Source organism: Zestomonas insulae, assembly GCF_016901015.1.
GTDB lineage: Bacteria > Pseudomonadota > Gammaproteobacteria > Pseudomonadales > Pseudomonadaceae > Aquipseudomonas > Aquipseudomonas insulae.
This window is the reverse complement of sequence record NZ_JAFEUP010000005.1, coordinates 135,879-149,931: the sequence shown is the minus strand read 5'-3', so window position 1 is coordinate 149,931 and position 14,053 is coordinate 135,879. Positions and strand designations below refer to the sequence as shown.

The window sequence follows — 14,053 nt, the reverse complement described above, 5'->3', positions numbered from 1 at the left end:
TTTTACCGGTGGAGAGTGGGGCTGGTGGGCCCGTTGAGGGTCGGTTTGGCGAAGTGCCTTACCTGAATCTGAAAACCGTTCTTCAAGCCGATGTACAGGCTTTCGCCGGGGATCAGCCCGGCGTGTTTGGCCCAGCGCGCCAGGTCGTCCTGGTCGAAGCCGAGCCACAGGTCACCGCAGGCCTCGCGGGCCCAGCCCTGGTCGTGGCTGCACAGCTCGGTGACCAGCAGGCTGCCGCCGGCCTTGACCAGACGCGCCAGCTGGCCGAGTGCCTCGGCCGGCGCGGCGAAATGGTGCAGGACCATGTTCAGCACCACGCAGTCGGCGGGGAGCTGCTCGTCGTGCAGGGCGTCGGCGAGTTTCAGCTCGACGTTGCCCAATTGTTCGTCGCTGCAGCGCGCGCGGGCCAGCTCGAGCATCGCCGGGCTGTTGTCCAGCGCGGTCACCCGGCTGAAGCGCCGCGCCAGCTCGACGAGGAAGCCGCCGTCGCCGGGACCGACTTCCAGCGCGCTGGCCGTGGCATCGAAGCTCAGCGAGTCGAGCAGCGCCAGCACGCTGTCGCGGTATTGCGGCAGGCCGGCGATCAGGTCTTGCTGCGCCTGCAGCTTCTCCGCCGCGCGGGCGAAGAAGTCGCGGCTGGCGGTGGCACGCTGCGCGTGCACGGCGGCGATGCGCTGTCGCACCTCGTCCGCCAGCGGCAGGCCGTCGACTTCCTCGAGCAGCGCCGCGTGCAGCGTGCCACCGAGCAGCTCGCTCTGCGGCAGCGCGCGACGGTAGAAGATCGCGTTGCCTTCGCGGCGCGTCGCCACCAGCCCGGCCTGGGCCAGCACCTTGAGGTGGTGGCTCATCCCCGACTGGCCGATGGCGAAGATCTGCGCCAGCTCGAGCACGCCGAACGAATCGTTGGTCAGCACGCGCAGCACGCTGAGGCGCAGCGGGTCGCCGCCGGCCTTGCACAGGGCCGCCAGTTCATCGCTGGGCTCGAAACGCACTTGAGGGACGCGCAGGTTCATAGGGGCGGCAGTCTAGTCGGTCATTTTTCATACAGCAATGCCTGTATCAAAAGTTTTTGATATTGGCCTGCGGGCGGCCTTTTGCTGCCCTGGATCAACGCCGACAGCCGAGCTGTCATTGCCCCGCGCCCCGCGCTGGGGGAAAATGGCCGCCTTTTTCGTGCAGGTGCGCCCTTTTCCGAGGGGCCGATGCCTGCCAGCCGTGAACACAGTCCGTAGGAGATTCAGCGATGCCCAGCCGTCGTGAGCGTGCCAATGCCATCCGTGCCCTCAGCATGGATGCCGTGCAGAAAGCCAACAGCGGCCATCCTGGCGCTCCGATGGGTATGGCCGACATTGCCGAAGTGCTGTGGCGGGACTACCGCAAGCACAACCCGCTGAACCCGAACTGGGCCGACCGCGACCGCTTCGTGCTGTCCAACGGCCACGGCTCGATGCTGATGTATTCGCTGCTGCACCTGACCGGCTACGACCTCGGCATCGACGACCTCAAGCAGTTCCGCCAGCTGGACAGCCGCACCCCGGGCCACCCGGAGTTCGGCTACACCGCCGGGGTGGAGACCACCACCGGTCCGCTCGGCCAGGGCATCGCCAACGCGGTCGGCTTCGCCATCGCCGAGAAGACCCTCGCCGCGCAGTTCAACCGCGACGGGCACAGCGTGGTCGACCACTACACCTACGTGTTCATGGGCGACGGCTGCATGATGGAAGGCATCAGCCATGAAGTCTGCTCGCTGGCCGGCACCCTCGGCCTCGGCAAGCTGATCGCCTTCTACGACGACAACGGCATCTCCATCGACGGCGAAGTGCACGGCTGGTTCACCGACGACACTCCGGCGCGCTTCGAAGCCTATGGCTGGCAGGTGATCCGCAACGTCGACGGCCACGATGCCGACGAGCTGAAGATCGCCATCGACACCGCGCGCAAGAGCGCCGACCGGCCGACCCTGATCTGCTGCAAGACTACCATCGGCTTCGGTTCGCCGAACAAGGCCGGCAAGGAAGAGTGCCACGGCGCGCCGCTGGGCAACGACGAGATCGCCCTGACCCGCGCCGCGCTGGGCTGGAACCATGCGCCGTTCGAAGTGCCGGCGGACATCTACGCCGAGTGGGACGCCCGCGAGAGCGGCGCCGCCGCCGAAGCCGAGTGGAACCAGCGCTTCGCCGCCTACGCCGCTGCCTACCCGGAGCTGGCCGCCGAGTTCAAGCGGCGCATCGCCGGTGAGCTGCCGGCCGACTTCAGCGCCAAGGCCGCCGCCTACGTGCAGGAAGTCGCCAGCAAGGGCGAGACCATCGCCAGCCGCAAGGCCAGCCAGAACGCGCTGAACGCCTTCGGCCCGCTGCTGCCGGAATTCCTCGGCGGTTCGGCCGACCTGGCCGGCTCCAACCTGACCCTGTGGAAAGGCTGCAAGGGCGTCAGCGCCACCGACGCCAGCGGCAACTACCTGTTCTATGGTGTGCGCGAGTTCGGCATGAGCGCGATCATGAACGGCATTGCCCTGCACGGCGGCTTCATCCCGTACGGCGCGACCTTCCTGGTGTTCATGGAATACGCCTGCAACGCGGTGCGCATGGCTGCGCTGATGAAGCAGCGCGTGCTGTTCGTCTACACCCACGACTCGATCGGCCTCGGCGAAGACGGCCCGACTCACCAGCCGATCGAGCAGCTGGCGAGCATGCGCTGCACGCCGAACCTGCACACCTGGCGTCCGGCCGACGCGGTGGAATCGGCGGTGGCCTGGAAGTTCGCCATCGAGCGCAACGACGGCCCGTCGGCGCTGGTGTTCAGCCGCCAGAACCTGCCGCACCAGCCGCGCGACGCCGCGCAACTGGCCAACATCGAGCGCGGCGGTTACGTGCTCAAGGACTGCGCCGGCGAGCCGGAGCTGATCCTCATCGCCACCGGTTCGGAAGTCGGCCTGGCCGTACAGGCCGCCGACCAGCTGAGCGAGCGCGGCCATCAGGTGCGCGTGGTGTCGATGCCGTCGACCAACGTGTTCGACGCCCAGGACGCCGCCTACAAGCAGGCCGTGCTGCCGGTGCAGGTCGGTGCGCGGATCGCCATCGAGGCCGCGCATGTCGACTTCTGGTACAAGTACGTCGGCCTCGAAGGCCGGGTGATCGGCATGACCACCTTCGGCGAGTCGGCCCCGGCGCCGGCGCTGTTCGAGCACTTCGGCTTCACCGTCGAGAACGTGCTGTCGATCGCCGACGAACTGCTCGACGCCTGACCCTGGCCATGCACGGGGGAGGGCTGGCGCGCCGCGCCGGCTCTCCCACGCTCGCTCCCCATCGAGACCACCATGCCCAACCGCCCCTTTAAAGTCGCCCTCAATGGTTACGGCCGCATCGGCCGTTGCGTGCTGCGCGCGTTGTACGAGCGCGGCGCGCGGGCCGGCTTCGAGGTGGTGGCGCTCAACGACCTGGCCGACCTGGCGAGCATCGAGTACCTGACCCGCTTCGACTCCACCCACGGCCGCTTCCCCGGCGAGGTGCGCGCCGAAGGCGACAGCCTGCGCATCAATGGCGAGCGCCTGCGCGTGCTGCGTGAAGCCACCCCGGAGGCGATCGACTGGGCGGCGCTGGATATCGACCTGGTGCTGGAGTGCTCCGGCGCCTACCACACCCGTGCCGATGGCCAGCGCTTCCTCGCCGCCGGCGCGCCGCGCGTGCTGTTCTCGCAGCCGATGGCCAGCGAGGCGGACATCGACGCCACCGTGGTGTACGGCGTCAACCAGGCCTGCCTGAGCGGCCGCGAGACGCTGGTGTCGAACGCTTCGTGCACCACTAACTGCGGGGTGCCGCTGCTCAAGTTGCTGAATGAGGCGGTCGGCCTCGAGTACGTGTCGATCACCACCATCCACTCGGCGATGAACGACCAGCCGGTGATCGACGCCTACCACCACGAGGACCTGCGCCGCACCCGTTCGGCGTTCCAGTCGGTGATTCCGGTGTCCACCGGTCTGGCGCGCGGCATCGAGCGGCTGCTGCCGGAACTTGCCGGGCGAATCCAGGCCAAAGCCATTCGGGTGCCGACGGTCAACGTCTCGTGCCTGGACATCACCCTGCAGACCGCCCGCGACACCTCGGCCGAGGAAATCAACCGGGTGCTCCGCGAGGCCGCCACGCATGGCCCGCTGCAGGGTCTGCTGGCCTACACCGAACTGCCCCACGCCAGTTGCGATTTCAACCACGACCCGCATTCGGCGATCGTCGACGGCAGCCAGACCCGCGTGTCCGGCCCGCGCCTGGTCAACCTGCTGGCCTGGTTCGACAACGAATGGGGCTTCGCCAACCGCATGCTCGACGTCGCCGATCACTATCTGCGCGTCGCCAACCCAACCACCGTTCCACCAGCCCCCGTGAAGGACTGATGCCATGACCGTTTTGAAAATGACCGACCTCGACCTCCAGGGTAAGCGCGTGCTGATCCGCGAAGACCTTAACGTGCCGGTGAAGGACGGCCAGGTGAAGAGCGATGCACGCATCCTCGCCTCGCTGCCGACCATCAAGCTGGCGCTGGAGAAGGGCGCGGCGGTGATGGTCTGCTCGCACCTGGGCCGCCCGACCGAGGGCGAGTACTCCGAGGAGAACAGCCTCAAGCCGGTCGCCGACTACCTGAGCAAGGCACTCGGCCGCGACGTGCCGCTGGTCGCCGACTACCTCGGCGGCGTCGCCGTGCAGCCGGGCGAGCTGGTGCTGTTCGAGAACGTGCGCTTCAACAAGGGCGAGAAGAAGAACGCGGACGAGCTGGCGCAGCAGTATGCCGCGCTGTGCGACGTGTTCGTCATGGACGCCTTCGGTACTGCGCACCGCGCCGAGGGCTCGACCCACGGCGTGGCCAAGTTCGCCAAGGTCGCCTGCGCCGGCCCGCTGCTGGCTGCCGAGCTGGACGCCCTGGGCAAGGCGCTGAAGAGCCCCGAGCGGCCGCTGGCGGCGATCGTCGCCGGCTCCAAGGTGTCGACCAAGCTCGACGTGCTGAACAGCCTGTCGCAACTCTGCGACCAACTGATCGTCGGTGGCGGCATCGCCAACACCTTCCTCGCCGCCGCCGGCTACAAGGTCGGCAAGTCGCTGTACGAAGCCGACCTGGTCGACACCGCCAAGGCGATCGCCGCCAAGGTCAGCGTGCCGCTGCCGGTCGACGTGGTGGTGGCCAAGGAGTTCGCCGAATCGGCAGAAGCCACCGTCAAGGCGGTTGCCGACGTCGCCGACGACGACATGATCCTCGACATCGGCCCGCAGACCGCTGCGCAGTTCGCCGAGCTGCTCAAGGCGAGCAAGACTATCCTGTGGAACGGCCCGGTCGGCGTGTTCGAGTTCGACCAGTTCGGCAACGGCACCAAGGCCCTGGCCCTGGCGATCGCCGAGAGCCCGGCGTTCTCCATCGCTGGCGGTGGTGACACCCTGGCGGCGATCGACAAGTATGGCGTGGCCGAACAGATTTCCTACATCTCCACCGGCGGTGGGGCCTTCCTCGAGTTCGTCGAGGGCAAGGTGCTGCCGGCCGTGGAAGTGCTGGAGCAGCGCGCCAAGGCCTGAAGGAGCGCGCCGGGGCAACCAACCACGGCGCACCACGGTCTTAAGCCTGGGTCCTTGTGAAACCCCGGGAGTCAGGCGATGACCATTCAGCAGCAGTACCGAACTTACCTGTTGTGCGTCCTGTTGGGACTCGCCGGGTGTGCCGGCGGCGGCAAGCCGTCGAGCACCTGCGAAGTGTTCAGTCCGGCGGAGATTCCGCTACCGACCACGCAGGACGACCAGCGGGTGGAAACCCAGAGCAGTGGTGACCCGACCGGCAGCGCCGCGGAGCAGCACTGCCCCTGAGGCGGCCCGCGGGTCGTGCAAGGAGAGGCGATGAAAGCATGGATGGGCGTGGCCAGCGCACTGCTGCTCGGCGCCTGCGCCAGCCAGCCGGATACGCCGCCAGCGGCGAGCGACGGGCAATGGACGCGCTGGGTCTGCGACAGCCAGGCCGAAGTGCTGTGGCGCTTCGCCGACGACAGCCGCGAGACGGTCGATCTGCGCATCGCGGGCGGCGACATCGTCTACCGCCTGCGCCAGGCCCCGGCCGGCTCGGGAACGTTCTACAGCGACAACGTGATCGCCTTCCGCACCCAGGGTGAGGAAGGGCTGGTCTACTGGGTGAACAACGACGACCTGATCGGCCGCGGCTGTCAGGCGCCATAAACGACACGGCGGGGCGCACCGCTCCTCGCGTAAAACTTGAACCGGGTCTGCCGCTGCGGCAGGCTTGGCACGATTAACGAACTCCAATCGGGAGACAGGAAACCATGGCACTCATCAGCATGCGCCAGATGCTCGACCACGCCGCCGAATTCGGCTACGGCGTGCCGGCCTTCAACGTCAACAACCTCGAGCAGATGCGCGCGATCATGGAAGCCGCCGACAAGACCGATTCGCCGGTCATCGTGCAGGCCTCCGCGGGTGCCCGCAAATACGCCGGCGCGCCGTTCCTGCGCCACCTGATCCTCGCTGCCATCGAAGAATTCCCGCACATCCCGGTGTGCATGCACCAGGACCACGGCACCAGCCCGGACGTCTGCCAGCGCTCGATCCAGCTGGGCTTCAGCTCGGTGATGATGGACGGCTCGCTGAAGGAAGACGGCAAGACCCCGGCCGACTACGACTACAACGTGCGCGTGACCCAGCAGACCGTGGCCTTCGCGCACGCCTGCGGCGTCTCCGTGGAAGGCGAACTGGGTTGCCTGGGCTCGCTGGAAACCGGCATGGCCGGTGAAGAAGACGGCGTCGGCGCGGAAGGCGTGCTCGATCACAGCCAACTGCTGACCGACCCGGAAGAGGCCGCCGACTTCGTCAAGAAGACCCAGGTCGACGCCCTGGCCATCGCCATCGGCACCAGCCACGGCGCCTACAAGTTCACCAAGCCGCCAACCGGTGACGTGCTGTCGATCGCGCGCATCAAGGAAATCCACCAGCGCATCCCCAACACCCACCTGGTGATGCACGGCTCCTCCTCGGTACCGCAGGAGTGGCTGAAGGTGATCAACGAGTTCGGCGGCGACATCAAGGAAACCTACGGCGTGCCGGTCGAAGAGATCGTCGAAGGCATCAAGCACGGCGTGCGCAAGGTCAACATCGACACCGACCTGCGCCTGGCCTCGACCGGTGCGATCCGCCGCATGATGGCCGAGCAGCCGAGCGAGTTCGACCCGCGCAAGTTCTTCGCCAAGACCATCGTCGCCATGCGTGACATCTGCATCGCCCGCTACGAAGCGTTCGGCACCGCCGGCAACGCCTCGAAGATCAAGCCGGTGTCCCTGGAAGGCATGTTCCAGCGCTACGCCAAGGGCGAGTTGAACGCCAAGGTCAACTGAGTCCACTGCGCCAAACAAAAAAGCCCCGCGAATGCGGGGCTTTTTTGTTTTTCGGGTGGCCGGTGCTAGCTGGCGTCACCGACCAGCACGTCCGCCGAACTGCTGACCAACTGCCCGCCGTGCGCGGTGGCGCTGCCCAGGTGGGCGATCGGCCGGCCGTTGACCAGGATGCTGGCGATACCGGTGGCGACCTGGTCGCCGCAGACTGTGGCGTCGCCGACCCGGGCGGCGGGAAGGTGGTTGATCTGAACGTCGGGTGAGCCGCTGATCAGCGGGTTGAGCGCGTGGCCGCTGTGCGGGCAGGCGTTGCGGTCGGATACGCGGGCGGCGGGTTTGCCGGACATGGCCAATCTCCTTATCGGCGGGGGGGCAGGGCGGCGACTGTGCCGCATCGCGGCACCGCGAGCCAGGTGCACGCGGCGGATTCTTGCGTCGCTTCACGGCCCGCGCGGCGGTTGCGCAACACCTGGCGCAACCGCACACGACCCGACAGGCACGGGTTACTTGGTGGTGAGTGCGCGGTGCTCCGGCTTGAGGTTGTAGAAGGTCGCGCTACCGGCTTCGCCGGCGCCGGCGTTGTCCTGGGCGTAGACTCCGACCTTGAAGTACAGCGGCTTGGCCTTCCAGGTAGTGCTCAGCGGTTTGCTCCACTGCGTGTCGTTGAGCAGGATGCTCAGCAGGCCGGTGGGCGACAGATTGATCACGTACGTGAAGCGCTGGTTGAGCTTCACGCCGCTGAGCAGGGTGTACACCGTGCCTTCCGCGTCGGTCGGCTTGGCGCGCACCTTGGCGACGATGTTGGCGGTGCCGGTCTTGACCTTGTACTGGTACTCGAGCTTGAGCAGCGGGCTGGTGCTGTCCTTGGCGTGGATCTGGCCGATCACCACCTTGCCGGTCGACGGCACCTGGGTGACCGCCAGATTGGCGCTCAGGTAGTTGTCGGCGCTCGGGTAGGTCCAGTTGCGCAGCTTGCCGTCGGCGAAGGTCTCGCGCAGCTCGCTGCGCGGATACACCGCGTTGGCGGTGGTGCTGCCGTCCACCGGGACCCAGAAGAACAGCGCGCCGGACTCGGCGTGGAAGTAGTTGTCGCGATAGCCGCCGAGCAGTTGCGCGGTTTCGATGGTCACTGCCGGTTCGCCGACGGGCAGGGTGAGGTTCCAGGTAGCAAGGTCGATCATGGCGCGGAGCGTCTCGTGTGGGCACTTTCAGCCGGGCGCATGCCGCTACGACGTTCTCGGGCAGGCTGCCGAGCGCACGGGCCAAAAGGGAATTCAGGGAGTGGCAGGGGTGCTGCCGTATCGTCCGTCGACCCGGGTGGGCCGACTCGCGAAATGACTTATACGGCCACTCTGGTCACTTGTTAATCAGATTTAGACGACCTGCTGACGTCAAAAAATTGAAGAAAACCGCGCTGGCCAGCGCTTCGCCAGTATCCTCGGGGCGGTCCGACGACTGCTGAAAAACGATTTCATTGGCGTGCGCTTCGCTTGCCTGCGGCGGTTTTTTGAACAGCGCTCGCCGGCAGTGGGCTGCGGCGGCGGTTTTCATCCGACGGACGGTAGGCCGACCACAGGATGCCGGCGGCCCGGGCGTGGCGGGTTACACTGCGCCTTCGCCCTCCCGCTATTTCGGACGCCCATGCTCACGCTGCGATACCTCGCGCACTACTCCACCTCGCTGCAGGCGCAGATCCGCCAGCTGATCGCCGAGGACCGCCTGGGCGAGTACGTGCAGCGGCGCTACCCGGGCCGCCATCAGGTGCAGAGCGACCGCGCGCTGTACGACTACGCCATCGGGCTCAAGCAGCAGTACCTGCGCAGCGCGCCGAACCTCGACAAGGTGCTCTACGACAACCGCCTCGACCTCACCCACCGCGCCCTCGGCCTGCATACCGCGATCTCCCGCGTGCAGGGCGGCAAGCTCAAGGCCAAGAAGGAAATCCGCGTCGCCGCGCTGTTCAAGGAGGCCGCCCCGGAGTTCCTCAACATGATCGTCGTCCACGAACTGGCGCACCTGCGCGAGGCCGAGCACAACAAGGCCTTCTACCAGCTCTGCGAGCACATGCTGCCCGGCTATCACCAGCTCGAGTTCGACCTGCGCGTCTACCTGACCTGGCGCGATCTGGCCGCCTGAAGGGCGTTGACATTCCGCTTGAAAAGGCCGTTCTAGAGCGCTGCGTGGCCAAAACCACCCGTTTGGGTAACATCAAGTCCTGCCCCTTTGCGCCGATCCTAGGCATACAGGCCCAAAGCCATTGGTCCTGACAAGAACAAGAAATCCTAGGGTGCCCCGCATGTCTGCATATGAGTCGTTGCCAATCGGTCGGCCCGTCGCCGCTGCCAATCTCCGTTCCTCTCGCAGCGCCTGGCCGGCGGCTCAGGTTGGCCTGTTCGCCTGCCATCTGCTGACCTCCGGGTTGCTGTGCTACCTGGCCAGCGGCGGCCTGCGTCTGCTCGCCGGGGCGCTGGCCGCTGGCGGCGTGGTGCTGCTGCTGGCGCGCGCACGGCCGGATGCCGAGCTGCGCCGGCTGGCCGATGAACTGGCGGCCATCGATGGCGAGCAGCTCGACCTGCGCGTCCTGCCGCGGGTCGCCGCGGACGGTCCGTATGCCGAGGTGACCGGCCAGCTCGCCCACCTGCTCGGCCGCCTGCGCGACCTGCTGCAGGACATGCGCCAGCGCAGCCTGGATAGCGGCGTGGCGGCCAACCGCGCGCGGCTGCTGGCGGAAAAGGCGGCGGGCAATGCCGGCCGCCAGGAAGAGTTCTCCGAACTGGTGTTCCACTCCAGCGAGCAGTCGGCCACGGCGGTCCAGGAAGTCTCGGCGCGCACCAGCAGCATCGCCCAGATGAACGAGCGCAACCTCGAGGTGGCGCGTAGTTCGCAGCAGGAGATGGCCGAAGTCAGCCGGCAGATCGCCGGGATCAGCGAGGTGATGGGCACCTTCCAGAACGAAGTGGTGCAGTTGCAGAGCAGCTCGGCGAACATCCGCAGCATCCTCGGCACGGTGCTGGATTTCGCCGCACAGACCAACATGCTTGCCCTCAACGCGGCGATCGAGGCGGCGCGGGCCGGCGAGCAGGGCCGTGGCTTCGCGGTGGTTGCCGACGAAGTGCGCAACCTGGCCGGCAAGGTCGGCCAGGCCGCCGACCAGATTCAGGGGCTGCTGAAGGACATGACCCAGGCCGTCGAAGGCGCCGGCGAGAGCAGCACGGTGATGGTCGACCGGGCCAGCCGCGCCAGCGTGTCGGTGAAGGCCTCGGCCGAGCAGTTCGAAGCGATGGTCAAGGATTTCGAGCAGGTCAACGGCGACCTGATGATGGTCGGTGCGGCGCTCGAGGAGCTGTCGGTGACCAACCGCGAGAGCCACCAGCACAGCAACGGCATCCGCGAGCTGGGCCTGGAGATCGGCGCCAACATGCGCGACTCGTTCGTCCAGGTCGATGCCATGCGCAATGGCGTGAACCACGGCATGCAGCACCTGGCCGGCTTGCGCCTTGGTAATGGGCAGCTGGAAAGCGCTTGCGTCAGCATGCTGGAGTACCGTGACCGCATCCAGGCGATCATGCAGCAGCTCAGCGATCGCGGTGTCGACCTGTTCGACCAGAACTACCGCATGCTGCCCAGCAGTGGTCTGCCCAAGGCCGACGTGAGCTGGGCGCGACCGATGCGCGAGGCGCTGCAGGGCCTGATCGACGAGGCGGTGCGGGTGATTCCCGGGGTTGCGGCGTTTGTGCCGATCGACTGTCGCGGCTATGTTTCGGTCAATCGCAGCGAACAGTCGCAGCCGGAAACCGGTGACCTGTCGGTGGACATGCGCCAGAGCCGCTTCATGATCATGTCCGTCAAGGACAAGCACGACCTGGACAACATCGTGAACTGCCGCGCGCTGCAGCTGGTGGTGTCGGCGTCGCCAGCGGTCGGGGTGATGATCGCCGCGTCGATGCCGATTCGGATCGGCGGCCGCCATTGGGGCGTAATCACCGGCGCGATCATGCCGCAGGCCCTCGGCATCAACTGACCTCCGCGCCGCCGCCTCGCGCAGCGCCAGGCGGCGTTGCGCGCGGCGCGGGAAAATTCACTCCTTCGACTGATATTAAGCAACCCCCGACTCGGCCGATCTTCTGAAGGCGCTGGCCACTGGCCGGCAACCCAGCCCAAAGAACAAGAATGTCGGGGTTTGTCATGACTGCTTTCCAGTCCCTGCCGTTGTCGGTGCCGCACGCTAGCCAGGCGCCGCGCAGTGGTCTCGCGTTGTCCGGCGGCACGCTGTGTGCCGCGCTGATCCTTACCCAACTGCTGACCGGCGCCGCGCTGCTGCTGGCGGCTGGCGAATGGCGCCTGCTGGCGGCACTGCCGGCGGTTGCCGGCGTGTTGCTGGCCCTGCGTCTGCTGCGCCCGTCTGCCGAGCTGCAGCGCCTGGCGCGCAGCCTGGCGGCGGCCAACGGCGAGCGCCTCGACCTGTCGCAGGACCTGCAGGTGGCACCGGGCAGTGCCTGTGCCGAAGTCGCCGAGCAGTACAACCGCCTGCTCGGCCGCCTGCGCAGCAGCATCGAGGACATCCAGCAACGCACCCTGCGCATCAGCCTGGCCTCGGCCAACGGTCGCGTGCAGGCCGAGCTGGCGGCGGCCAACGCCGGCAGCCAGGAGGCGTTCTCCGAGCTGGTGTTCCACTCCAGCGAGCAGTCGGCCACCGCGGTGCAGGAAGTCTCGCGGCGCACCACCAGCATCGCCGCGATGAACGCGCGTAACCTCGAAGTGGCGCGCAGTTCGCAGCAGGAAATGGCGGAAGTGGCGCGGCAGATCACCGGCATCAGCGACACCCTGGAAGCCTTCACCGGCGAGGTCGGCCAGCTGCAGCACAGCTCGACCAGCATCCGCAGCATCCTCGGCACGGTGCTCGACTTCGCCGCGCAGACCAACATGCTCGCCCTCAACGCGGCGATCGAGGCGGCGCGCGCCGGCGAACAGGGCCGCGGCTTCGCGGTGGTCGCCGACGAGGTGCGCAGCCTGGCCTCCAAGGTCGGCGCCGCCGCCGATCAGATCCAGGGCCTGCTGCAGCAGATGAGCGAGGCGGTGGCCGGCGCCGGCGAGAGCAGTGCCGCGCTGATCGAGCGTTCGGCGCAGGCCGGCGTCTCGGTGAAGGCCGCCGCCGAACAGTTCGAGCACATGGTCGGCGACTTCGAGAGCGCCAACGGCGATCTGCTGATGGTCAGCAGCGCGCTGGAACAGCTGTCGGTGACCAACCAGGAGAGCCACCAGCACAGCATCGGCATCCGCGAGCTGGGCCTGAAGATCAGCGACAGCATGCAGAAATCCCTCGGCCAGGCCGACACGCTACGCATCGACGCCAACGAGGCGAGCAAGCTGCTCGGCCACTTCCGCCTTGGCGACGGCCAGCTGGAGCGCTCCTGCGACACCCTGCGCGACTACGCGCGGCGCTTCCAGGCGGAGATGGAGCGCCTCGCCGAGCGCGGCGTAGACCTGTTCGACAACAACTACCGGGCGCTGCCCAACAGCGTGCCGGCGAAGTTCGACGTCAGCTGGCAGCGTCCGCTGCAGCAGGCGGTGCAGGGCATCGTCGACGAGGCGGCACGCAACATTCCCGGGGTGCTGTCATTCGTGCCGATCAACCTGCGCGGCTACGTGCCGGTGAACCGCTCGGAGCTGTCGCAGCCGATGACCGGCGATCCGCAGATCGACACCCAGCGCAGCCGCTACATGCTGTTCTCGGTGACCGCCGAGAGCGACCTCAAGGACCTGGCCAAGTGCCGCGGCCTGGACATCAGCTCGGCGATCCTGCCCAACAAGGTGGTGGCGCTGGCCGCCTGGCTGCCGCTGTCGGTGCAGGGCCGCCACTGGGGCGTGCTCGGCGTGATCGTCGCGCCGCAGGGCATGGGGGTGAACGTCAGCGCCGTCTGACGCTCACTCGATGTGCACCAGCTCCAGGCTCTGCGCCTGGCGGCCGCTGCCGAGCTGCACCGCGTCGCCGAGGCCCTTGCCGAGCAGCTGCTGGCCGAGCGGCGCGTGCGGGCTGATCACCCGCACGTCCTGCACCTTCAGGCCGGCGCCGTCCGGGCCGAGGAAGAACTGCTGCTCCACGCCCTGCGCATCGGCCAGGGTCACCCAGGCGCCGAGCTGCACGCCGCGCGCTTCGTCGAACGGGCGCAGCACCAGGCTGCGGTAGGCGCCCAGCGCCTGCCGCAACTCCGCCGCACGGCGTGCCTGGCCGGCGGCCAGGTAGGCCGCTTCCAGGCCCAGCGTGTCGTACTTGTTCTCCGCGACGTTCTCTTCGTGGGTCGCGGTCTCGTGCGCGGTGCGCGCGGCCTGCTCGGCGTTGTCGAGGTCGGCCTGCAGCGCGGCGATGATCAGCTGGAGCAGTTCGGTCTTGGGCATGGTCGCGAAATCGCAGAGGGATGAGCGATTGTAACGGGCTGGCGCCGGCACCGTGAGATCACTGTCTGAACGCGCGTGCCAATCAAGACTGTCCTGTCGATCGCCGTTCTGGCGGGGCTATTTCCTGCAAATAATTGCTACAGCGACAGGATTTCCTGTTTTGAAAGTTCTTGTCGCGTCCGTGGTTGCGCCGGGTTGCACCCTTCCTTAAAACGCCCGATCACTCAGGGAACGCCCTTGCGCACCCTGGTCGAACCGCAAGCCCGAGGTCGCTCGATCAGCCACCGA

General features: G+C 67.4%; 14 protein-coding genes. 9 read left to right on the top strand and 5 right to left on the bottom strand.

The genetic code is table 11. From position 1 onward, the window contains the following. Positions 1-2: 2 nt before the first annotated feature. Positions 3-1,013, bottom strand: a complete 1,011-nt coding sequence (locus JQX08_RS16560; RefSeq protein WP_205349518.1) for an ArsR/SmtB family transcription factor — start codon at positions 1,011-1,013, stop codon at positions 3-5. 230 nt (positions 1,014-1,243) lie between these two features. Here JQX08_RS16560 and tkt point away from each other — a divergent pair, with 230 nt between their 5' ends. The 6 genes from tkt (at position 1,244) to fba (ending at position 7,372) form a co-directional block, all read left to right on the top strand. Then, entirely contained in the window at positions 1,244-3,244 is a 2,001-nt protein-coding gene (gene tkt / locus JQX08_RS16555; protein WP_205349517.1) for a transketolase, read from the top strand. A gap of 72 nt (positions 3,245-3,316) precedes the next feature. Beyond that, a complete protein-coding gene (gene epd, locus JQX08_RS16550) occupies positions 3,317-4,387 on the top strand; it encodes an erythrose-4-phosphate dehydrogenase (RefSeq protein ID WP_205349516.1) in 1,071 nt (356 codons plus the stop codon). 4 nt (positions 4,388-4,391) lie between these two features. Beyond that, positions 4,392-5,555, top strand: coding sequence for a phosphoglycerate kinase (locus JQX08_RS16545; protein WP_205349515.1), 1,164 nt, complete (start codon positions 4,392-4,394; stop codon positions 5,553-5,555). Positions 5,556-5,633: 78 nt separating this feature from the next. Further along, positions 5,634-5,840: a hypothetical protein gene (locus JQX08_RS16540; RefSeq protein ID WP_205349514.1), complete on the top strand. Its 207-nt coding sequence runs from the start codon at positions 5,634-5,636 to the stop codon at positions 5,838-5,840. A gap of 30 nt (positions 5,841-5,870) precedes the next feature. Then, the gene (locus JQX08_RS16535) at positions 5,871-6,203 is read left to right on the top strand and encodes an MliC family protein (RefSeq protein WP_205349513.1); all 333 of its coding nucleotides are present in this window, start codon (positions 5,871-5,873) and stop codon (positions 6,201-6,203) included. A gap of 104 nt (positions 6,204-6,307) precedes the next feature. After that, a complete protein-coding gene (fba, locus tag JQX08_RS16530) occupies positions 6,308-7,372 on the top strand; it encodes a class II fructose-bisphosphate aldolase (RefSeq protein ID WP_205349512.1) in 1,065 nt (354 codons plus the stop codon). Between the two features lie 65 nt (positions 7,373-7,437). On the opposite strand, the gene JQX08_RS16525 is transcribed toward fba, so the two are convergent. The 3 genes from JQX08_RS16525 to JQX08_RS16515 all read right to left on the bottom strand — a co-directional run bounded on the left by JQX08_RS16525 (position 7,438) and on the right by JQX08_RS16515 (position 8,920). After that, the gene (locus JQX08_RS16525; RefSeq protein WP_205349511.1) at positions 7,438-7,716 is read right to left on the bottom strand and encodes a PAAR domain-containing protein; all 279 of its coding nucleotides are present in this window, start codon (positions 7,714-7,716) and stop codon (positions 7,438-7,440) included. Between the two features lie 156 nt (positions 7,717-7,872). After that, positions 7,873-8,550 (bottom strand): polysaccharide lyase family 7 protein, encoded by a 678-nt coding sequence (locus JQX08_RS16520; RefSeq protein WP_205349510.1) that lies wholly within the window; start codon positions 8,548-8,550, stop codon positions 7,873-7,875. 175 nt (positions 8,551-8,725) lie between these two features. Further along, positions 8,726-8,920: a hypothetical protein gene (locus JQX08_RS16515; protein ID WP_205349509.1), complete on the bottom strand. Its 195-nt coding sequence runs from the start codon at positions 8,918-8,920 to the stop codon at positions 8,726-8,728. Positions 8,921-9,010: 90 nt separating this feature from the next. Between JQX08_RS16515 and JQX08_RS16510 the strand changes: the two genes are divergently transcribed. From JQX08_RS16510 to JQX08_RS16500, 3 genes are all read left to right on the top strand, one after another. Beyond that, positions 9,011-9,505 carry a YgjP-like metallopeptidase domain-containing protein gene (locus JQX08_RS16510; protein ID WP_205349508.1) on the top strand — a complete coding sequence of 165 codons (495 nt, stop codon included), beginning with the start codon at positions 9,011-9,013 and terminating at the stop codon, positions 9,503-9,505. A 160-nt stretch (positions 9,506-9,665) separates the two neighbouring features. Beyond that, complete coding sequence (locus tag JQX08_RS16505) at positions 9,666-11,390, top strand: methyl-accepting chemotaxis protein (protein WP_205349507.1); 1,725 nt, start codon at positions 9,666-9,668, stop codon at positions 11,388-11,390. Between the two features lie 164 nt (positions 11,391-11,554). Then, positions 11,555-13,291, top strand: coding sequence for a methyl-accepting chemotaxis protein (locus JQX08_RS16500; RefSeq protein WP_205349506.1), 1,737 nt, complete (start codon positions 11,555-11,557; stop codon positions 13,289-13,291). A gap of 3 nt (positions 13,292-13,294) precedes the next feature. On the opposite strand, the gene JQX08_RS16495 is transcribed toward JQX08_RS16500, so the two are convergent. Beyond that, on the bottom strand, positions 13,295-13,765 hold the full coding sequence (locus JQX08_RS16495) for a GreA/GreB family elongation factor (RefSeq protein ID WP_205349505.1): 471 nt from the start codon (positions 13,763-13,765) through the stop codon (positions 13,295-13,297). Positions 13,766-14,053 lie beyond the last annotated feature (288 nt).

Coding starts and splice junctions, on each gene's coding strand:
- JQX08_RS16500 (WP_205349506.1), top strand. CDS start 11,555: ATGACTGCTTTCCAGTCCCTGCCGTTGTCGGTGCCGCACGCTAGCCAG.
- JQX08_RS16520 (WP_205349510.1), bottom strand. CDS start 8,550: ATGATCGACCTTGCTACCTGGAACCTCACCCTGCCCGTCGGCGAACCG.
- JQX08_RS16505 (WP_205349507.1), top strand. CDS start 9,666: ATGTCTGCATATGAGTCGTTGCCAATCGGTCGGCCCGTCGCCGCTGCC.
- JQX08_RS16535 (WP_205349513.1), top strand. CDS start 5,871: ATGAAAGCATGGATGGGCGTGGCCAGCGCACTGCTGCTCGGCGCCTGC.
- tkt (WP_205349517.1), top strand. CDS start 1,244: ATGCCCAGCCGTCGTGAGCGTGCCAATGCCATCCGTGCCCTCAGCATG.
- JQX08_RS16545 (WP_205349515.1), top strand. CDS start 4,392: ATGACCGTTTTGAAAATGACCGACCTCGACCTCCAGGGTAAGCGCGTG.
- JQX08_RS16515 (WP_205349509.1), bottom strand. CDS start 8,920: ATGAAAACCGCCGCCGCAGCCCACTGCCGGCGAGCGCTGTTCAAAAAA.
- fba (WP_205349512.1), top strand. CDS start 6,308: ATGGCACTCATCAGCATGCGCCAGATGCTCGACCACGCCGCCGAATTC.
- JQX08_RS16510 (WP_205349508.1), top strand. CDS start 9,011: ATGCTCACGCTGCGATACCTCGCGCACTACTCCACCTCGCTGCAGGCG.
- JQX08_RS16540 (WP_205349514.1), top strand. CDS start 5,634: ATGACCATTCAGCAGCAGTACCGAACTTACCTGTTGTGCGTCCTGTTG.
- JQX08_RS16560 (WP_205349518.1), bottom strand. CDS start 1,013: ATGAACCTGCGCGTCCCTCAAGTGCGTTTCGAGCCCAGCGATGAACTG.
- JQX08_RS16495 (WP_205349505.1), bottom strand. CDS start 13,765: ATGCCCAAGACCGAACTGCTCCAGCTGATCATCGCCGCGCTGCAGGCC.
- epd (WP_205349516.1), top strand. CDS start 3,317: ATGCCCAACCGCCCCTTTAAAGTCGCCCTCAATGGTTACGGCCGCATC.
- JQX08_RS16525 (WP_205349511.1), bottom strand. CDS start 7,716: ATGTCCGGCAAACCCGCCGCCCGCGTATCCGACCGCAACGCCTGCCCG.